The sequence below is a fragment of the Pseudoalteromonas prydzensis genome, from assembly GCF_001661495.1.
Classification (GTDB): domain Bacteria; phylum Pseudomonadota; class Gammaproteobacteria; order Enterobacterales; family Alteromonadaceae; genus Pseudoalteromonas; species Pseudoalteromonas prydzensis.
In genome coordinates this window covers 213,079-234,336 of the sequence record NZ_BDDT01000004.1, presented here as the reverse complement: position 1 = coordinate 234,336, position 21,258 = coordinate 213,079, and the positions used below count along the sequence as shown (strand labels likewise).

The following is a 21,258-nucleotide window of genomic DNA, read 5'->3' as shown; positions in this document are numbered from 1 at the left end:
CCAGAATCGATATAAGTACTTAATTCAAATATAAGCTTCGGCTTAAAAGAATTCGCTATGCACTAGGCTATTGTAAATATTTTTCTTTAACCAACTGACGAAGAATTTTGCCTAAACTACTTCTTTCAAAACTATCAATCTGCTCTAACACTCTAGGCTGTTGATAATCGGTCAATTGCTGTAAACACAGTTTCTTTAATTCTGTTTCATTTACTGACGACGAGAGCGCCGTATAAACAACTTTTATTACCTCACCAAACTGAGGGTCTGGAATTGAAAAAGCGACGCAATCTTCGATGTCTGGATGCATTTTTATTACGGCTTCAATATCTTGAGGGTAAACATTGATTCCACCGCTCGAGATCAACTCTTTTTTACGGCCGACATAATATAAATAGCCTTGCTCATCAAGGTAACCTAAATCACCCGTTTTGAAAAAGTCCCCAAGGAAATAAGCTTCTCGCGTTTTTTCCGGTAATTTATGATATCCGCTAAACCCTGTTGTTGTTTTACAACAAATTTCTCCAACTTCAGTTGCAGCTAACTCTTGGCCATGCTCATCGGTAATTTTTACAGTTACAAATGGTAAAGCTTTGCCAACACTACCGCTCAATTCAGGGTGTTCTGATACAGCGAAATCAGTCACAACGCCTACCTCAGAAGCACCGTAACACTCGTGTAAGCGGCAACTTAACAAAGTAAGTAAGCTTTGTTTACTCTCTTTATCTAATACAGCCGAAGAGGATACTAGGCAGCGTAAAGAGCTCAAGTCATGCCCTTCAACACCATTTTGAATTAAGCTAACTAATTGAGATGAAACTGCAAATAGAAAACTCACTTTATGCTGCTCAATTGCTTGTAGCCATAACTTCAAATTAAACTTTGGTAATACAACCGTTGTCGCACCAAGCATCAAAGGCATTAACACACCGCGCTGAGCTAGTGAGTGGTACATAGGAGTCGCTACGAGAATAACGTCATCGGACGTTAATCCGTAGTAATTTATGGTCGCATCAAATGCTCTATTTACTTTACATGCTTGGCTTAAAACTATTGGCTTTGGTTGACCTGTTGAACCGGAAGTCATGGTTAATATGTAAGGTGATTGCGTATCAATCGCATCAGTAAAAAAGCATTCTGCTTCAGCTTGTTGAACACAAAGCCAATTTGTTTCATTAGCAACACTTTGACCTAATGTAATTAAATTTTCAGCTTCAATAAGATTATCTGCAAGAAGTGACTTGCTAATGGTTGGCCAAGCAATCACCTTAGCAACGGGGGTTTTCTTAAGAGCAACGGTCAGAGCAAGGCCTTTTAAGCTAACAGGTAACGGTACTGCGGCTAAACCTAATTTAGCGATTGCCAGTAGCGAAACGATAAATTCAATACCGTTTGGTGCAAATATTGCGACACGTTGGCCTTGCGTAACACCTTGTTTTAAAAAATGGCTAGTAAGCTTAATAACTTGCTGATTTAATTCATCATACGTTACGCTTTGCTGTTGATAAACAACAGCTATCTTAGTGGGAGTGTTAGCGACATTCGTAGCAAATAATTCGTAAATACCTTTATCCACCTACTCACCCTTTTCCTACAAAGTTAAAATCATCAATCGAAGCATATGGAAATAAATGTTTAGTCACTGCCATTTTCTTCGCATCCTTTTCAATGGATTTAAATCCTGCTCGCTGATTAAGCAAATTTACAAACTTATTTTCTTTATTAATAACCGCTACCCACATTGCATCTGGGTATGTTTGCTCAGTCTCTTTTAGTTGCCAATCTAATACTAGTTGAGCATGGGCAAAATTGACATCGTCACTTGCTGCAAACCAGCCACCAATCAAATAATTTTGCTGTTCTATTTTATATAATTGATGCCAAACATAAAGTAACGGCTTGCCTTTGACTTCCATAACATAAGAGTCGCGACGATTAGCAAACCACCAACAATAATGATCAAGTTGATCAATATCTTTTGTAATCGTCATTCGCCAAGCATTGTTAGGTAAGTTTCTCGCTGCCAAATAGCGGTTTATGTCTTGATCAACCACTCGTCTTAACGTGATAGTGTCGGTTAAATACTGATGCTGGCTTTCAATTAGATTGCTATTGGCTTGAGTAATTTGGCTAGAAGTAAGCTCAGAAGCAATTAACTTTGCAACACGACTTGCACCTTCACCATCAATTTTTACAGCAACATTTTCACGCATTAGGTGGATGCGATCTATATTTTGTAGCATTGCCAAAATTAGCTTTAAAACCTGTTCTGGCGGATAGTCTATTAAGTTTGCGATATGGAAATAATGCCCCAAATCATCTAACGCAGCTAGTTGATTTTCTTGACTCTTTGCAATCGAGAACGTTAACGCAGGGGTTTTAGTCGCGGCCAGCTCATACAAGGATGTGCCTAAAGCGCCAATAAACAAAGTGCAACTTTTATAGTATTTGGCTAAACAACTAGGCGCTTCAATTAAATTTAATTGTGAGTTACCTAAAGCTAACTCATGTAGCTGAGTAACCGATGTAGCATTAGGGCCTATAATTAGATTAACTTTATATTCAGGCGCTGTTTCAAGAATTAACTGGATAATTCCAATAAGCTTTTCCCAGTCGCCACCACCACCAAGAGAAAACATAAGCTCTTTATTTGAGCGTTCTGTTTGCGCGCAGTTTCGATAAGCCATAGACAACATCGAAAAATCAGGACCAAGTAAAAAGTTTTGTGATTCAAGTGCAGTACTTTGATAGCGTGATGAAGTCTCTTCAGCATTCCATTTACTATCGATAACCAGCTCTGCTAAATGCTCCCTTTCAAGATCATCAACCGCAATAATCGATGGCACATGTTTTGCCATCTCTGATTCCCATTCAATATCAAAACGATAGCTATCAATAAGTAACTTATCAATTATGAGTTGTTGCTCGTTGAAAAGCTGAACACAGTTTGCCGCATCTTCTATCTGTGTTTTTGCATAGGGTAATAAATGTATATTTCCGAGTTCTTTAGTTAAATGATCCGACAATTGTGTATCGACTAAAAAAACAACCTCTTCACCTAAGCATTGCAACTCTAACGCGAGCCATTTACAACGCATAAAGTGACCCAAGCCACATAGTGTATCGACTCTAATTGCTATCATTTAACTTCACTAACGCAGTGGCTAAATTTCCTACTTTTGCATTTTCACTGTCGACCATTAACTCTGGAGGAACAGCAAGGCCATATTCCGTTTCTAGGCTCATAATAAGGCTCAGTATCTCAAATGAGTCTAACGCCCCTGCAGCTACAAAGTCATACTCAGCAATGTCAGCATCTTCAACAAATACGCCGCGTTCTAATAAAAATTGCTGAACCGATTGGATTAAGGCTTGTTTCATATCGCTCACTTTAGGTCACTCCAAGACAATTGAGTGCCACAACGCAATTCTTTATTAACTGTTCGTCCAATAAGGTTTGGCAGCTCTTTTGGCATAATTTCGCCGCCCCCTGGACGCATTTGTCTTAAATGCTCAGGACTAAGCTGCTCTCCAGCTTTAATATCTTTGATAATGTATACACAGCGACGTGCTTTTGAGGCAACGGATGGATAATCAACTTTGCCCAGTGCTTTTTCAATTTGTCTTACGCCATGTACAAGGGCCTTAAGCTCCGATGGCGTCATTGAAAAAAAGCTATCCGCAGTATTATCTGTTTTGTCCAATACAAAGTGCTTTTCTATCATACATGCACCTACGGCAACTGAAGCCAATGGCACATCATTTCCCAGTGTATGATCAGATAAACCAACCGGACACTCAAAGGCCTGTTGCATATGAGGGATAGTTCGTAAATTAATAGTCTCTGCAGGAGCAGGATAAGTGCTTGTACACTTCATCAATGCAAGCTCAGTAACACCTGCATCTTCCGCGACTTTTACCGCCTCAGCAATTTCAACTAACGTCGCACCACCTGTAGACATAATAACGGGTTTACCAGTAGCGGCTACATCACGAATTAATTGGTGGTCAATTAGTTCAGGTGAAGCAATTTTATAGGCTGGTGTATCAAACTGTGCTAATAAATCTACCGCCGATTTATCAAATGGTGATGAAAAACAAGTAAGTCCAAGTTTTGTTGATAGTTCAAACAGTTCCGCATGAAAATCCCAAGGCATATAGGCTGTCTTGTATAAATCATGTAAGTACTGACCTTGCCATGGACCCGTCGCTTCAAAGTGAGGAAGTTTACAATCCATGGTTAAAGTATCAGCGGTATAAGTTTGTAGCTTAATCGCATCAGCACCGGCTTCATGAGCAGCATGAACTAACTCTTTAGCTTTATTTAAACATTGACCATGGTTAGCTGACATTTCAGCGATGATATAACAAGGGTGATCGTGCCCTACCCATGTATCAGCTATTTTAAATTCTTTCTTAAACATATTACCCAACTTGAACTTGTTCTACGTGCTCATTGATCTTAAGTATATCAGGATGAGAGCTTAGCATTTGTTTTAATTCATCAAATGTGAAATCAGTACGGTAATCAAACAAGCTATAAATGGCTTTAATTAACTCATAATCAGCGGGCTCATCTAAAGTTAAACGCCAATGACTGAAATCATCGACGTTCTTATAGTCAGCCACTTTCATATTTCTGCAAATATATTGCGTCATATGTTCTTTTTCAAAATCTTCTGTTGCGCATTCAAAGGCTGATTTAAGCGCCTCAAAAGTAAACACTTCTGTATCAAAGCCATTAGGGAAACCACAATGAGGTCCAGCCGAAATATAATCATACTCACTGCGCACACTATAAAAGTGCTCTATAACACGTGCAGTCTCAGTTAAATCAATGAGAGGACAATCACTGGTACAGCGAACAATCACAGTATCCGAGTTTGCATTTACAGACTGTGCAGCTAGGTAATAGCGACTTAATACATTGTTAGTGTCACCTTCAACGTATTTCACACCCACTCGTTCACACAACTCAGTGATCGGTCGCTGAGTTCCATCATCTGTTGTCGCAATAATGATTTTCTCTTTGAAAGGAGCCAATCTTTCAAGCATCACTTCTAATACAGGTTTTGTTCCAAGAGGCAACATTACCTTTTTAGGTAAACGAGATGAAGTCATTCTAGCTTGAATAACAATATAGAAATCTTTGTGTAGAAGCTTAGTAACGAGCTGATCCTTTAAAGCACCCAACAAATTTAAAACTCCCATAGCATGGTAAGACCGCCGTCATTTCGACCATCATCAACAACTTTAAAACCTATTTTATAATAAGCAGAAACTGCGGCTGTATTGGCAGAATCAACACCAAGCTGCATTTTAGTAATACCTAATTGCTGTTTTGCATGGCTTGCAAAACATTCTATTACTTCCTTTGCAACACCTTTGCCATGCCACGCTTTTTCACCAATCAGAATACCCATTTCAACACAATCGCGACTTTTTCCTTTGATGATAAACTTAATATTTCCAATATGATCATCATTATCAAGTGTAAAAATACCATAGAAATAGACATCTGCATCTGCATGCTGTTCTTCAATGTATGTGACGAGGCGACTTTTAGACTCAGGCTTATTCAGGATAAATTGGCTTACTTCTGAATTTAACCAGTTTAAATACTTAGTAGATGCATCAGCTGCTTCAAGGTATCTTAGTTTAAACCTATCACAAGTCAGTAAGTTCATCTTAATTCAGCCTTTTAAAGCCTGACGTTGATGGAATAACATGTGCCAGTAACTCAGGATTTTCAATCGAATCGGCTATGGCCGAAAACGCATTATCAACCGCTTTTAAATAAGTCTCAACGTGGTGTTCTTTGTGCGCATACATGCAGTAAAACATATTAGTTGCTAACACACCTTGCTCTAACATTTTCTCAATAAAGTAAGATTTAAGCGTCAAAAAGTTTTCATTCTTTAAGCTAAAGTGGCAAAGGGCATCAATACCAGAAACATGAATTTCAAGGCCATGCTTTTGCGCTAAACTCAGCCAACCATCCTTAATTTTTGCACCTATTGCAGCTAAATGATCATGTACTTGGTGTTTTTCATAATAGTTAATAGTTGCTAATGCAGCTGTTGGCCCTACTCGTTCAGTCCACATGGTGCTAGATATAAAACTCGTTTGAGCTGCATCCATCCATTTAGATTTTCCAATGACAGCAGCCATAGCGTAACCATTAGCCATAGCCTTAGAGAAAACAGCAATGTCAGGGTTAATACCAAGCTTTAAATGCGAGCCGCCACAGTTGATCCTAAAACCCATAGATATTTCATCAATAATTAATGGAATATTTAATTTCGCAGCAATTGCCTCAACTTTTTGCCAGTATTCTTCAGATGGGGCAAAATTTCTCATTGGCTCCATCACGATCGCGGCCAGTTCATTACCATTTTCAGCTACTAACTTTTCTAAGGCTTCTATATCGTTAAAAGGAAAAGGTAATGCTGTCCCGGCTAGCGCTTTTGGAACACCTTTAGGTGAAAGGCCAGGAATTAAATGGTCGTTAAGATTACTATTACTCGTCACATTGGCTGATAAGTACCAATCGTGCCATCCATGGTAACCACTAAAAGCAATTTTATCTTTACCGGTTGCCGCACGGGCAATACGAACTGCAACAGTCATCGCTTCACCACCGCAGCGGGCATATCTTACTTGTTCTGACCAAGGGTGTAATTCTAATAACTTCTCAGCAAGCTCCACGTCTTCTGGGCAATTTAAGCTTGAACTCACACCATTGCGGATAGAGTTAATAACTTCATCATCAACTTCATCAACTGCGTAACCGAGTATATTTGCACCAATACCAGAAATAGACATATCGAGGTACTCATTATCATCAAGATCCCAAACGTGGCATCCTTTTGATTTAGAAAAATACCCTGGCCAAATATCGGTGCTAAACATATCTGGTCGCTTAGAAAGTAATTGAGTTAAGCCAGGAATGATACTTTTAGCCCTTTTTTGAAGAGCGATGCTGCTTGTTATATTTTTTGCGGTCATAATCTTTAATTCTTCTGATGAAGGGAATGCATAATCCACTTGATATATTTAAGTATCTGACTCTAGCAATAAATATATCAAGCCCAAGATTTTCATCGTCAAACGATTAAATATAAAGATAAAATTCTTTTTAAAGTATCTCTATTTACATAATCGTACATTTTCTTTGTAATAGTCAGGAGCACTTTCAATAAAGGAAATCCAGCAATTAAGTGCTTTGTTATAATATTCTAAAATTTCCGTTTCATCTCCATAGTTATAAAGTAAAGATACTAACAAAGAAGCTGTATAAAGAACTTCACCTTCAAACAACAAAAATACGTTTAAATATTTCGCGGAATTTTTAAATGAGTACAGATAACGAACACTTTTTAACAGATTATTAAGAGCATCAGAACGAATTTCCGTATTTTCTTTTAATATCTCAGCCATTGTTTTACAGAACTCAGTAAACTCTTCAAAATGTAGTAAAGCTTCAACTTCGCTAAGTTGAACTCTTGTAGAAAAGCGATGCTCTTTCACATATTCAACTACATTTGATTTATCCAATGAAGTCGGTTCTAAATAAATGTAGTCAGAATGAAGAGGCGTTGCACCTTTAATTTTCGCACCGTTACTACAGTTATAAAAATTAATGCCTTCGTTTTTAAATGAATTTATAAGCTTTTCCATTTGGATGTTACCCACACTCATAAACTCATCAGTAAGTATTGTAGGAACAAAATTACCTGGAAGTGCAATCTGCTTACCGATTTTTAATGGTTTATGCTCTACTTGACCTTCTTTATTATAATAAAAGCTAGATTTAGAATGATGGTAATCTTCATCAACATAACCATTATCTACCCCAAAGAGATAGATATTCTTAAAACCAAGATGGCATGCATAACTCAACGCTGTATTTCCCACCAATGGATTACAATACGAAAGTATTTCAGTGATTGGTTTTCGATTAATAAATTGCGATAAATGTACTAATTGAGTAGCAGATTCATTTCCTTTTAATCCATAACCTGTCCATGGAAACAAACTAGCCACCTTTGGATGCATAACATTTGTGACCAATAAATTCATTTTTTGACGTGCTTCTTTAGGTAAAAAATCCCTTAAAAAGTCATATGTCATTTCTGTTCTTTCTAAAGCGACATGAAAATCAGGTATGATCCCTTTTTTAACTAAAGCTGTAGATGCTGAATTACAAGAAAAAATAACAACCTTATCTTGTATTTGCTGTAAGAATTCAATTTCTTGATCAAGAGAAGGTCCATTAGCAATAATGACTACAGGAAAGTCAGCCATCTCATGCTTCATCGGCTTTTGCACACTCATTAGGTTAAATTCATTATCTAAATTACCAAGAGTATGAGCTATCCCCATCATTGCATCATCAAAGAAACCGAAGCCAGTAAAAAATTGATGGAAGTTCACCTTAAACTCATCAATCCATTTATTCATTTTTTGGGATGGGTAATGTTGATAAAACCAAGTATAACTTACCGAAGCGATACCTATATTTCGACTTCGATCATAAATATTTTTGAATACCTCATCTTCGGACATGCCGACTCCCAAATAAAGGAAGCTTCCATTATTATCTATACTTTCTAAAATATTTTTCCAGTCAGCTACAAATAAACTTGCAAAAAAATAATCTTCATTTGGCTCAATAATATTAATAAAACTGATTTCTCGCTTCTCGATTAACTCTGGTAAATGATAACCTAAGCCAATTCCAAACAGCATCAAACTTGGTAACTTCTCTTCTAAACAACTATTATCTCGTAAATTTGCCTTAGCTTCGCCAAACACTTCCCCCATTTTATTCATTAAATCAATATGGATAAAATCTAAGGGGTTTTGGATTGCGGAAACTGCCGAGTGATCTGTTTTGCCCAGAATTGGCGACTTAATATTATTATTAACTTGTTCAATAGCTTGTTTGATGGGATCTTCAGAGTACATAGGTACCTGAGTGTCATAGTCAATAATATTAGCAGTGCCATTATCATTTAAAATAAATTGAAACTGTTCGTTTGGTTCATATTTTTGAAACTTTTCAAAAATATCAGGAAAATATTTTTTAAAAGCGAGAAGGTTTTCTTCAAACTTTAAATTTGCTACATTCGCAAACTCTTGTTCTCTTCGTTGCTGCGTCAATGTGTCATCAATTTTACTTGAAAGTAATTCTAACTGTTCTTCTACTGACTGATTATTTGCCATCTTTAACTGACCTATTTGATACTTTTATAAACATTGAGCTTTTTCTTTGTGCTTAAATGATTACCTAATTCCTCTCCAAGCTCCTTTCTTTTTACTTCGACCTTTAGTATTAACAGAGAGAATGTATCATATATTTTTTGATAAGCAGGTAGATCTGAATTATCTAAAAGATGTGTGTCTTCAAAAAACGTTCTAATGGCAAGCTCTAAATTTGCAACAGCTTCTGCCAATACTTCAAAATCACTCGTATCCAATAACTGCTCAGTAGTTTTAATTTGCTTTTCTATGTCTACTAAACGCTCATCCGACATTAGCATCAGCACCATTGTCCCGAAGAGTTTGCTCTCTAACGTCATGTGGGATTGCATCCCAAGCAGATTTTATCTCTTTTAATAAGTTAGAAACTTCCGTGACAATTTCAGGATCATTTTTGATACTAGCATCAATAAGGCGATCAATCATATACGAATATAGCGCGTATAAATTTTCAGTCACTTCACCGCCCAACTCAAAATCTAAGCAGCTACGTAAAGCCTCTATAATTGCTGATGCTTTAGATAAGTGTTCACTTTTTGCTTCAAAGTGTTTTTTTTCAATTGCAACTCTAGATAGCACCATCTTTTCAATTGCACCAGCCATTAACATTTGAATAATTTCATAACGATCAGCACCGGCAACGCGAGTTTTGAGTGCTTCTTTCTGATAATTTTTCACTTTGGCGTTATACATAGTTAAAACCCTTTTAAATCAAAATTTATTTATGATTTGTTTTTTGTAAATCCAGGCAAACTTGCAAGCTGCGCTCCTAAGTATTGTTGTGTAGACTGCATTTGCGCCAGTAACACATCCAAGCCCGCATATTGCTTTCTAAGCCTACCTTCTAGTTCGGTCATTCTAAATTCATGCTTTAGTACATCATCTTCCAGATCAGTGACCTGAGTGTTTAGATTGTCTTCTCGTTGTTTCAATATTCCTTTTGAACTTACGTAATTATCTAAAAAAGATTCGAACTGTTTAGCAACCCCATTTTCACCTGCAAAGGCCTTGCCAATATTGTCAAAGTTCTCATCCATTGCTGTATTTAAACTACGGACTAAACTTGATTTTTCTAGGTAACCTTTCTTATCAACACCCAAACCAATATCGAAAATACTTGTAAACGGCCCTGCATCAGTTAAATTTTTAGAAAGCATATTGACCATCTGCGAGCTCAAAGTACGAATGGTTGCATCACTATTTAAAGGTTTACCAACTCTTGATTGCAAGCCTAACTGCCCTATTGCATTGTTATAATTAGCAATAAATTCATCGATTAATGTTGTAACACTTTCTCGGTCATAGCTAACAGCTAATTTTGCTGTTTCTCCATCTACACTTTCACGCTTAGCAGTAATAGTCATATCTTGCACTGCATCTTTAAACGTATTTGTGTCATTAGTAATTTCAATACCATCAACTTTAATTACTGCGCTTTTTGCTTCATTTCCAGCTGTTATACCAATACCACCACTACCAGAAGCTCCTCCATTAGCATCAGTAGATACATTATCAAGCTCAGCATTATCATTGGTGATTACCAAGTCATTACCAGCACCACTCACACTCGAAGTAAGTACCAACTTTGACTCTGTACCTGTGTTTATTATATTTGCTGTTACGCCAAAATTATCATCGGAGTCATTAATTGCATCACGTAAATCAGCTAATGTTGCACCCGCATCGAGAGTTAGATCAAAGCTTTTGTCCCCAGCAGCAAATGATAAGGTGCCTCCAGAAGCAGTAACTACATCGTCAGTAGAAGAAAATAAAGGAGGTACAGCGTCGTTTGAGGTTGCACGACTCCCCTGAGCCAGTGCTAAAACTTCAATTTTAAAATTACCAGGCGTAATATCTTTTGTTGGAGTAACTGAGACAAGATCACCGTCATCACTTGTTGGTTGAGTGATATTAGCAATGCGTTTATTGAAGTTATCAGGATCTGCTAGCTTTTTTATTGTGTCTTGTAGCTTGGATAACGCAGACTTGATCTCTCCGATTGATGATATCTCAACCTCTAGTGACTTATCTTTTTTTGCAAAGGCATTCATTTTTGGAACATTTTCGGCATCAACAGTTGCCTGAATGATACTTTCAAGGTCCAACCCAGATCCAATACCTGCGGATGTTATAAGTGGCATACCTCTCTCCTACTATCTGTTCCAAAAAATATTATACTGTTTGATTAAATAACAAACCTTTATTAGTAAGTTTATCGGCAAATTCATCTAAAGCTTTAGCAACTTCTCTAAACTCTTCAGTTGGAATTTCGCGAATAACTTCTTCGCTGGTTTTATCAAATACTTTGATTATTGGTGGATCCCCTTGTTCATCAAATTCAAACTTCAAATTTGTTGAAGTAACGGGAATATACTTATTTAATTTCTCTAAATTTTCTTTCACTTCATCAATCAGTGCTTTTCTTTCATTTTCAGAATCAAGTTGCTTGCTGTCATCAACAAATACAGGCTCTCTATCAGCAGTTTTTATACCTGCCTGCTCAACAACTGCTTTTTTACTTGATTCATTTAACTCATTTTTATTTGTAAAAGATGAATTAGCGGTAAAGTTTTCACTCGATTTAATTATTCCACCTAAGTCAGCCATGATAGCTCTCCTTCAAAATACAAACAAAGTATAAGTCATTATTGAGACAATATCCCAATAATGACCTAATAAACCGCCTAGCCTAGTAACGATAATGCTACTTGTGGACGCTGGTTTGCTTGACTTAGAATTGAACTACTTGCTTGCTGCAGTATCTGCATCTTAGTTAAGTTAGCTGTCTCTTGAGCAAAATCTGTATCTTGAATACGCGAGCGTGCCGCAGACAAGTTTTCAGCAATATTTGCTTGGTTTCGAATGGTTGACTGGAATCTGTTTTGCACCGCACCTAACTCTGCACGTTTCTTATCAACAACTGCAATCATTGCATCCATACCAGCTAAAACATATTGTGCATTTGTTTGTGATGAAACACTAATGCCTGTTTCCGTAAACTTAGTAGCAAAATCGCTTGTTGCACCAATTGCAGAGCCTGCAATGTCAGACACACCAGCTGCAAGCGTGGTTAAACCTTTACCACCTACAGCACTCGCAACACCAGCTATACCGGAAAGCGTAAATCCACCATTTGTAGATATGCTATTAGTTGTCGCTGTACCACCTACATTTTGCATACTGAAACCAATTGTTTGCACCGCATCAGCACCAACTTGGAACTTAGCATCATAAGTCCCATCTAGTAAGTTTTGACCACCAAAGGTAGTATCTTCAGCAACACGATTAACCTCAGCAGCTAATGATCTTATTTCTTCTTGAATCGCTAGGCGATCTTCATCAGTATTTGAACCATTCGTTGCTTGCTGAGCAAGAGTACGAACTCGCTGAAACATTGTTGTTACTTCGTCCAGAGCGCCCTCAGCCGTTTGAGCAAGTGATATGCCGTCATTAGCATTACGATTACCTTGATTCAAACCATTAACTTGACCGGTTAAGCGATTCGAGATCTGCATACCAGCACTGTCATCTTTTGCACTATTAATGCGTAAGCCTGATGATAGACGTTGAAAGGATGTATCTAGCTGATTACCTGATTTCATTAATTGCCGCTGTGCGTTCAGTGAACTCACATTAGTATTTACATAGATAGCCATATTAGCCTCCGCTTTATCATTTTATAACTTAATAACGAGATACCCCTACCCAGTTATTAAGTCGACATAGAGTCCTAGATCTGTAGTTCTCTAAATCAGTTATCGTCTGATAAAGCGAAAGCTTTAGCTTTATTTGTAAAATTTTTAACTTTTATTTAATTTTTAACCTTGTAATAAGCTTAATGCGGCTTGAGGTCGTTGATTTGCTTGGCCTAAAATAGTTTGACTAGCTTGTTGTAAAATTTGGTTTTTTGTTAGGTTAGCCGTTTCCATTGCAAAGTCAGCGTCTTTAATCCGAGATTTTGCAGATGCTAGATTTTCAGAGATATTAGCTTGGTTACGGATTGTAGATTGAAATCTATTTTGTACAGCACCTAATTCAGCACGCTTTTTATCAACAACAGCTATCATTGCATCCATAGCAGCAAAAACTAGTTGCGCATTTCCTTGGCTAGAAACACTAATCCCACCGGCTGTAATACTACTAAAACCAACTGTAGCTTCTGTTAATGAAGAAGAAACATTACTGATACCCGCTGCTAATGTAGACATCCCCTTACCAGCAACGGCTGAAGCAATACTCGCAATACCAGACATAGTAAACCCACCATTGGCCGAAACACTATTCGCCCCTCCGGCAGAAGTGCCTACATCCTGCATACTAAAACCAATAGTCTGTACTGCATCTGCGCCAACTTGAAAACTCGCAGCATAACTACCATCTAGAAGATTTTGGCCACCAAATGTGGTGTCGGCAGCAATTCGATTTACCTCTGCAGATAATTGACGGATCTCTTCTTGAATTGCCAAACGATCTTCGTCGGTATTTGACCCATTAGCAGATTGTTGTGCCAGTGTTCGAATACGTTGAAAAGTCGACGTAATTTCATCCATTGCACCTTCAGCTGTTTGTGCTAATGAAATTCCATCATTGGCATTTCGGTTACCTTGGTTTAAACCCAGGATTTGCGATTGTAAGCGATCAGAGATTTGCAAACCTGCCGCATCATCTGCAGCACTATTAATACGTAAACCTGAAGATAGACGTTTGAATGAGGTATCAAGGTCACCTCCAGTTCTTTCAAGTTGTCTTTGCGCATTTAATGCACTCACATTTGTATTTACATATAAAGCCATAATAAACTCTCTTCTTATCTGTCAAAGTTAAGCCATCACCTTGAGGTGGTGGTATTTGACAAAGTGACTCATTACAACGGCAAACTTTAATTGCCTGGGGCAAAAAACTGCCACTTTGCAGGTTAGTTAAAACTTAATAAGACTAGAGCAAGCTTTAGGCCAACTTTTTATAATTGCGCAAAGAATAATATATTGAGGATACACAATGAAAAAAGGCTTCTTAAAGAAGCCTTTGAAAGATAAGTTTGAGAGTGGGTTTTAAAAACAGAAAGTGGCACACTTTATGCTTTGTTTTTTATGTTCTTACAAATGTTAGAACACTAAAGATGGATTTTTAAGCCTCCGCTTTACAATCCTTCAATAGCGCCTTTGTTAATACCCCATTAGACAAAGGCGCTTCTCTTTTAGGTCAAATTATTGACGACTCAATACCTAATCTTACCCAAGTAGACTTAATGCAGCCTGTGGACGCTGATTTGCTTGACTCAAGATTGTTTGGCTAGCCTGTTGTAGAATCTGCATTTTTGTTAAGTTAGCTGTTTCTTGCGCAAAATCGGTATCTTTAATACGTGATTTTGCAGCACTTAAGTTTTCAGCAATGTTCGATTGGTTACGGATAGTTGATTGGAAACGATTTTGCACTGCACCTAACTCGGCACGCTTTTTGTCAACTACAGCAATCATTGCATCCATACCAGCTAAAACATACTGCGCATTTGTTTGTGATGAAACACTGATACCAGTTTCAGTAAACTTAGTAGCAAAATCACTAGTAGCGCCAATTGCAGAGCCTGCGATATCAGATACACCAGCTGCAAGGGTAGTTAAGCCTTTACCACCAACAGCACTGGCAACTCCTGCAATACCTGACATAGTAAATCCACCATTTGTAGAGATACTGTTAGTTGCGGCGGTACCACCTACATTTTGCATACTAAAGCCAATTGTTTGAACCGCGTCAGCGCCAACTTGGAACTTGGCATCATACGTACCATCTAATAGGTTTTGACCACCAAAAGTTGTATCTTCTGCAACTCGGTTTACTTCAGCGGACAAAGACCTAATTTCTTCTTGAATCGCTAAGCGGTCTTCATCAGTATTTGAGCCATTAGTTGCTTGTTGTGCAAGAGTACGTACTCGTTGAAACATTGCAGTAACTTCGTCAAGTGCCCCCTCAGCTGTTTGTGCAAGTGAAATGCCATCATTCGCATTACGGTTACCTTGGTTCAAACCGTTAATTTGTGATGTTAAACGGTCTGAAATTTGTAGGCCAGCCGCGTCATCTTTTGCACTGTTAATGCGCAAACCTGATGATAAACGTTGGAATGAGGTGTCTAGTGCGTTACCAGAGTTATTTAATTGTCTTTGTGCGTTTAATGCACTAACATTTGTATTTACATATAAAGCCATGATTATCTCTCCCGAAGTAAACTTATCATTTACTCTCAAACTTACTTAGATTAAGCAGTGGTTGTTATTTACAACGCTTTGCTTGGTTAATTAAGTTATCGGTCTGCTCGAAAAATCCTTTAGCTTTTTTTAAGTTTTTTTTAATTATTTTATTATCTCATTGTTATTAAATAACTTTTAGCCACATAAAACAATTATCACACACCGAAAACAACGCTATGCGGTTAACGAAAGATGTTCTAGTTCAGTATCAGCTAAGTAATTAAATAATAAAGATAAGAGTCTTAGAAGGTGGGAAAATAGCAAAGTAAGGCAATGTTTTGCCTTACTCTTGGTGTTCTTATAGCTTACTTATAAGTAATCAAACAATGAAAGTTTAGCTAAGCGGCCAAACGTTGCCTGTGAAGCTTGCAGTGCCGTTTCTTGCTTAGTGAGCTCTGTGATTGCTTCTGCCATATCAAGTTCAACTAGATCTGCTCGCGATGATTTATTATTCACATCCAGATCACTATTCGATTGGGTGATTTTTTCAGTGGTATTTAATCGCCCTCCTAATCCTGCTTGAGTTAAAGATACAGTATTTTTACTGTTATCAATTTGGATCATCGCAGCAGCGAGTACTTGATCATAATCGTCTTGACTCAGTGTTGGATCAGTTAGGCCTGCGATTAAGTCACTTAGCGTATTTAACACGTTTTCTTTTTGCGGAGCCTCAAGTGTAAAGTCCACTTGCCCGGTTGCAACAGGGCTCATACTGATTTCCATGCCAGCGACTTTAAGAGTTGAACCATCAAATGTGCCTGAAGCAACCACATTACCGCCTTGCTCTACTGAATATGAATTTGGGCTGCCGGCGGTTGTAATAATATTAAACGTGTTTGCTCCAGCTGCAGCGCTAGGATCTGCGTTATAGTTGGCTTTATGAAATGCATCAAATTGTGCTTGCTCTCGTACATATACTTGAGCGCTGGTGATGCCACCAGATGCAACACCATCATTAGAGGCAACATTTAAACGCGCATTAACCTTTTCGAAGGTATCAAAGCCGTTATCACTTGATTTTATCTCAACCCCTTCTGCTACTTTGATCTTGTGCTGGCCTTGATCGCCACCATAAACATATTTGCCTGTTGATGAATCGAGAGAATAGGTTTGCGTGTTATCTTGATAACCTGAAAATATATATTTGCCATCTTCAGTTTTAGCATTCATTAAATCGAGCACACTACTTTGTATTGATTTAAGCTCCTCCGCGATGCCCTCACGGTCTATATCCGTATAAACCCCGTTACCGGCTTGAATTGCCAAGGTATAAGCTTTTTCAAGTGAGCCTTTAATATTTTCCAGCACACTCTCTTGGGTATTTAAGCGACTCGTCAGCATGGTAATGTTTTTACTATACTGTTCATTAGCTTGAATACGGTCGGTATACAGTAAAGCCCGCGCGGTTGCCGATGGATCATCAGCAGCTGTCAATACACGCTTTTGAGTATTAACTTGCTCTTGCGCTTTATTAACATTCTGCTGGTTATTCAAAATAGAGTTTAAGCTATTTTGATACATTTGGTTATTTGATAAACGCATAATTACCTCGCAGCACTAAGTAGAGTGTCGAAAATTGTACGAGCAGCTGAAAGTACTTGTGCAGAAGCTGCGTAAGATTGCTGAAAACGTAATAAATTGGCAGCTTCTTCGTCTAAGTTTACTCCTGAAAGCGACTCATACCACGCCTCTGACTGTTGGGCTAATGCGTCAAAAGCAGCCCCGTTAGTCATAGCTTGATTGGTTACCACACCTATATCAGTGACAAGCCCAGCATAAGCTTGATTAAATGTTTTATGATTATCAGCCGATGCGGTTGTGGTCACATTCTGCCGTACTAACTCACCACTTTGTAGTCCTGCCAACAGTAAGCCATTGCGATTATCATCAAAGCCACCTTCGTTAAACTCCAAAGTAAAGCTATCACCTACAGCGGGGGTTCCTTCAATGTTAAAATCAAACCCGTAAGTGTCATAAGGCGCTCCCGCTTGAGCGAGCATATTCTCAGCAGGAGGAGTGATAGTAAATGTTGTTGTACCACTCCCATCCGTTAGCGTGTATTCATTTGCGTTTGCGGTTTTAACAATACTGATATCACCATTTGCTAAACCAGGTGGACTTGTCGTTGTAAACCCACCACTCGTTACACTGCTCACTGTGCCAACCGATATATTAGCATTACCGGTATTATTTATATTACCCGCGGTACGGATTGGCGATGCTAATGCGAGTGCTTCAGGTCTATTTGTCGCAAGCGTTAAACTAGATGCAGCTTCTGCATTAAGCTTCACTGAGAATTGATCACCAGCATTACCACTACCCGACACAGTTAATTGTAAACCAAACGATTCCCCGCCTGTAATAGTCGATGAATCAATGACGCCAGCCACGATATCCGCGGTTGAAGGGGCACCTAATGGCTCACCTTTATTATCTACTGGCTGTATTTCAACGGTTGTACCACTAGTATAAGTAACAATAAAATCACTGGCAGGTATTTCACTGCCTTTGCCCGGCTCTAAGGTAGCCGTCATACTTGAATTACCCGTGTTGGCTTGATAGGCATAAGCTCCCACAGTCGGAATAGCAAAAATATCCCCACCGAGTTCACCATTGCCATCCATGCCTAAACGATTTTGCTGATTAAACGCATCCGCAATCGCAAGCCCCATTTGCCCAAGTTGATTTTGTGCTGGTACTAAAATGTCATCACGAAATGCCAGTAGGCCACCTATTTTACCTTTTAATTTACTCGCATCAACTTCGAGCGGCACGGCTTTGCCGCCATCTATATCAAGATGTAATTCTTTGAAATTAGGATCCGGATCGCCAGTCATCGAAAATAAGTTAAACGCACCATCCTGCATTACTAGTGATTCACCTGTGCCCATAAAAACCAGTTTTTCGCCATTAGGACCATCGAGTGTTTCTACATCGATTAATTCTGATAACTTACGAATAGCTAAATCTCGCTCGTTATACATAGTGCTTGAGTCTGCTTCGTTACTAGTACCATTTACGGTCGCTATTTGCTTATTCAAGCTGCTAATATTTTGAATTAACGTATTAGCTTCATCAGAAAAAACCTCTAGTTGCTCATTCACAATATTTTTCTGATCAAAAACGATACCTGAGAGCCTATCCATCTGATCAAGCAAGTTTTCTGCATCTGTCATCACTAATGAACGTGCAACAGATGAAGACGGTTGATTTAAACTTTCTTGAATATTGTTAAAAAAGGAATTAACACTGGTCGACAAACTGTTTGATTCTTCTGAAAATAAGGTATCAACACGACTTGCTTCAGTAACAAATTGATCAAAAAAGGTTTTATTTGAGGTATCGCGGTTAAGTTGTTTTTGCGCAAACTCATTTAATAAGCGATAGGTATCTCCACGACCCACTTGATTGTCGATCATGGTCATGTGCTCTGTACGTTCGCGTACATAACCCACCGTATTCACATTAGCAATGTTCTTACTGGTGGTTTGCAGTAACTCAGAGCTAGCACGAACTCCTGAGCTTGCTATGTCAAATATGTTAAACGACATGTTAATTTACTCCTTGGCGAACCAATGATGTCGCCAATGTTTTAAGCTCTGTGTGGTTTAACACCTGCTTAATTTTGTCAGCGTAATTGGGATCTGTGGCATAACCAGCTTTTTGAAGTGAATCTAAAAAGGCAGCTGGTTTTGCGGTATTTTGTAATGCTTCTTGGTAGCGTGGGTTTTCTGTCAAAAACTGTACAAAGTCATTCACGCTGTCTTTAATCGATTCATAAGCCCGAAAGCTGGCTTGTTTTTTTACTGGCGTGCCTTGCTCAAATTCTAGTGTCATTTTATTGGCTTTCTCACCCTGCCAGCTTCTATCTGATTTGATATTGAACAAGTTAAAACTGCTATTACCATCACTTTTATTAATAATATGCTTACCCCACCCCGTCTCGAGCGCCGCTTGGGCAACCATTACTGCTGGGTTTAAACCAATTTTTTCAGCCGCTGTTTTGGCATGCTCCCAAACACTACTAATAAAGTCTTCTGCATTTTCAAATTGCGGCTTCTTCGCTGTTGATGAGCTGCTAGTAACAGCAGCCATGTCAGGCGAACTATCAGCACTTTTACCGCTTGCACGTTGATCACTACTGAAATTATCAGTGGTACGTAGCACCGAGCTTGGGGTAAAGCCTTTTGCATCAGGAGAGAGTTGTTGCACAATCAGATCGGCTAAGCCCAATGAGCCTTTTGACGAAAGATCAACTGATAACTGCTGGTCATGCATTTCTTCAAAAAACTTTACGCCACTGGAATTGAATGGGCTGTCTTTATCTTCAAACGCTTCATTGGCCTTGCGCATGCTTTTAAGCAACATCTGCGTAAAAATAGATTCAAATTGTGCCGCTGCTTTTTTTAATGCTTCTTTTGATGCTTCTGGCGAGGCATCACTTTTTAAGGCATCTTGGCGTAAAGTATTAAGATTACCTAAATCAAAGAAGTTTTGTTTATCGAGATGATTAGTATCCATCAGCAATTTGACACAGTGATTAATAATGAAATTAACAATGCAATAATTGCGCCAATAGGAAATTACTATGCAGGAAAGGAAGGCGGAATATACCCTAAATTCTAGTAACCTAGAACCTAGGGCCTTTCATAATTAAATTACAACAAGTTGGCCACTAATAGCCCCAGCTTCTTTTAATGCTTCGAGTATCGCCATTAAATCACCTGGTGCAGCACCAACTTCATTAATTGCGCGTACTAAGTCATCAAGGCTCACGCCAGGGTTAAACACAAATGCCCGTGAGTCATCTTGGTCAACGTCGATGATACTTTGGTTAGTAACAACAGTTTCCCCTTCACTTAACGCATTAGGTTGCGATACATTCTGTTGTTCTGCAATGGTAACCGTTAGGCCACCATGGGTAATTGCCGCTGCTTGTAATTTAACATTTTTGCCTATTACAATAGTCCCTGTCCGTGAGTTGACAATAATTTTTGCTGATGTATCTGCCGGTTTAAACTCAAGATTTTCAAGCGTTGATAAATAAGCAACGCGCTGTGATGCATCACGCGGAGCAATCACACGAATTGATGCGGCATCAAGTGCATGGGCACTATCAGGGCCAACCAACTCATTAATCGTTTGCTCTAAACGTTTTGCAGTCGTAAAGTCAGGACGGTTCAAATTAAAGGTAATGTAATCACCTTGCATAAAAGGGCTTTTAATTGCACGTTCGACTGTTGCGCCGTTAGGAATACGCCCAACTGTTGGGGTATTCATTACAACCCTACTTCCATCCGCGCCTTCAACACCTAAACCACCCACAATCAAACTACCTTGTGCTACCGCATAGGTATTACCGTCAACTCCTTTTAAGAAGGTTTGCAGTAATGTGCCGCCGCGTAAACTACCGGCACTACCAATCGAAGAAACGGTAATATCAATTGTTTGACCGGGTTTTCTAAATGCAGGTAATTCGGCATGAACAGCAACCGCGGCCACATTTTTTATCTTGGGCTTTAAATTTGAGGCCATGGTGATGCCAAAGCTATTCAGCATGGCTTTAAAGCTTTGTTCAGTAAAACGGCTTTGCTCTCCTGTGCCCGGTAAACCAACTACCAGACCATAACCGACTAACTGGTTTGAACGAACACCCTCAACCATTGATACATCTTTGATACGTTCAGCGCTGGCACTATAATGCCAACCCAATAAACATACACACAACAACACTTTTAAGTTATTCATT

The 21,258-nt window shown here is 38.6% G+C and carries 19 protein-coding genes; all 19 read right to left on the bottom strand.

The features are described 5' to 3' along the window. Positions 1-67: 67 nt before the first annotated feature. The 19 genes from A7968_RS10480 to A7968_RS10390 all read right to left on the bottom strand — a co-directional run bounded on the left by A7968_RS10480 (position 68) and on the right by A7968_RS10390 (position 21,257). Complete coding sequence (locus A7968_RS10480) at positions 68-1,576, bottom strand: class I adenylate-forming enzyme family protein (RefSeq protein ID WP_064666519.1); 1,509 nt, start codon at positions 1,574-1,576, stop codon at positions 68-70. Between the two features lie 4 nt (positions 1,577-1,580). Further along, positions 1,581-3,143 (bottom strand): hypothetical protein, encoded by a 1,563-nt coding sequence (locus A7968_RS10475; protein ID WP_064666518.1) that lies wholly within the window; start codon positions 3,141-3,143, stop codon positions 1,581-1,583. Next, the gene (locus tag A7968_RS10470; RefSeq protein WP_227008923.1) at positions 3,130-3,381 is read right to left on the bottom strand and encodes a phosphopantetheine-binding protein; all 252 of its coding nucleotides are present in this window, start codon (positions 3,379-3,381) and stop codon (positions 3,130-3,132) included. The genes A7968_RS10475 and A7968_RS10470 overlap by 14 nt, the downstream gene beginning before the upstream one ends. Positions 3,382-3,386: 5 nt before the next feature. Beyond that, a complete protein-coding gene (gene pseI, locus A7968_RS10465; protein WP_064666516.1) occupies positions 3,387-4,424 on the bottom strand; it encodes a pseudaminic acid synthase in 1,038 nt (345 codons plus the stop codon). A 1-nt stretch (position 4,425) separates the two neighbouring features. Further along, positions 4,426-5,193, bottom strand: a complete 768-nt coding sequence (locus A7968_RS10460; RefSeq protein WP_227008930.1) for a cytidylyltransferase domain-containing protein — start codon at positions 5,191-5,193, stop codon at positions 4,426-4,428. A 5-nt stretch (positions 5,194-5,198) separates the two neighbouring features. Further along, positions 5,199-5,687: a GNAT family N-acetyltransferase gene (locus tag A7968_RS10455; protein WP_064666515.1), complete on the bottom strand. Its 489-nt coding sequence runs from the start codon at positions 5,685-5,687 to the stop codon at positions 5,199-5,201. A 1-nt stretch (position 5,688) separates the two neighbouring features. Beyond that, complete coding sequence (locus tag A7968_RS10450; RefSeq protein ID WP_208855837.1) at positions 5,689-6,912, bottom strand: aminotransferase class III-fold pyridoxal phosphate-dependent enzyme; 1,224 nt, start codon at positions 6,910-6,912, stop codon at positions 5,689-5,691. Between the two features lie 237 nt (positions 6,913-7,149). Beyond that, positions 7,150-9,228: a motility associated factor glycosyltransferase family protein gene (locus tag A7968_RS10445; RefSeq protein WP_064666513.1), complete on the bottom strand. Its 2,079-nt coding sequence runs from the start codon at positions 9,226-9,228 to the stop codon at positions 7,150-7,152. 11 nt (positions 9,229-9,239) lie between these two features. Beyond that, entirely contained in the window at positions 9,240-9,539 is a 300-nt protein-coding gene (locus A7968_RS10440) for a hypothetical protein (RefSeq protein ID WP_064666512.1), read from the bottom strand. Beyond that, the gene (gene fliS, locus A7968_RS10435; protein WP_064666511.1) at positions 9,529-9,957 is read right to left on the bottom strand and encodes a flagellar export chaperone FliS; all 429 of its coding nucleotides are present in this window, start codon (positions 9,955-9,957) and stop codon (positions 9,529-9,531) included. The genes A7968_RS10440 and fliS overlap by 11 nt, the downstream gene beginning before the upstream one ends. A gap of 29 nt (positions 9,958-9,986) precedes the next feature. Further along, the gene (gene fliD, locus A7968_RS10430) at positions 9,987-11,405 is read right to left on the bottom strand and encodes a flagellar filament capping protein FliD (protein WP_064666510.1); all 1,419 of its coding nucleotides are present in this window, start codon (positions 11,403-11,405) and stop codon (positions 9,987-9,989) included. 31 nt (positions 11,406-11,436) lie between these two features. Then, entirely contained in the window at positions 11,437-11,871 is a 435-nt protein-coding gene (locus tag A7968_RS10425; protein ID WP_064666509.1) for a flagellar protein FlaG, read from the bottom strand. Positions 11,872-11,948: 77 nt separating this feature from the next. Then, positions 11,949-12,920 carry a flagellin N-terminal helical domain-containing protein gene (locus tag A7968_RS10420; protein ID WP_064666508.1) on the bottom strand — a complete coding sequence of 324 codons (972 nt, stop codon included), beginning with the start codon at positions 12,918-12,920 and terminating at the stop codon, positions 11,949-11,951. 162 nt (positions 12,921-13,082) lie between these two features. Next, on the bottom strand, positions 13,083-14,057 hold the full coding sequence (locus A7968_RS10415) for a flagellin N-terminal helical domain-containing protein (protein WP_064666507.1): 975 nt from the start codon (positions 14,055-14,057) through the stop codon (positions 13,083-13,085). Between the two features lie 438 nt (positions 14,058-14,495). Further along, positions 14,496-15,467 (bottom strand): flagellin N-terminal helical domain-containing protein, encoded by a 972-nt coding sequence (locus A7968_RS10410; protein ID WP_064666506.1) that lies wholly within the window; start codon positions 15,465-15,467, stop codon positions 14,496-14,498. 351 nt (positions 15,468-15,818) lie between these two features. Beyond that, the gene (gene flgL / locus A7968_RS10405) at positions 15,819-17,051 is read right to left on the bottom strand and encodes a flagellar hook-associated protein FlgL (RefSeq protein ID WP_064666505.1); all 1,233 of its coding nucleotides are present in this window, start codon (positions 17,049-17,051) and stop codon (positions 15,819-15,821) included. A gap of 2 nt (positions 17,052-17,053) precedes the next feature. Then, positions 17,054-19,060 (bottom strand): flagellar hook-associated protein FlgK, encoded by a 2,007-nt coding sequence (flgK, locus tag A7968_RS10400; RefSeq protein WP_064666504.1) that lies wholly within the window; start codon positions 19,058-19,060, stop codon positions 17,054-17,056. Between the two features lies 1 nt (position 19,061). Next, the gene (gene flgJ, locus A7968_RS10395) at positions 19,062-20,030 is read right to left on the bottom strand and encodes a flagellar assembly peptidoglycan hydrolase FlgJ (protein ID WP_064666503.1); all 969 of its coding nucleotides are present in this window, start codon (positions 20,028-20,030) and stop codon (positions 19,062-19,064) included. 132 nt (positions 20,031-20,162) lie between these two features. After that, positions 20,163-21,257, bottom strand: coding sequence for a flagellar basal body P-ring protein FlgI (locus A7968_RS10390; protein ID WP_064666502.1), 1,095 nt, complete (start codon positions 21,255-21,257; stop codon positions 20,163-20,165). Position 21,258: the final 1 nt, after the last annotated feature.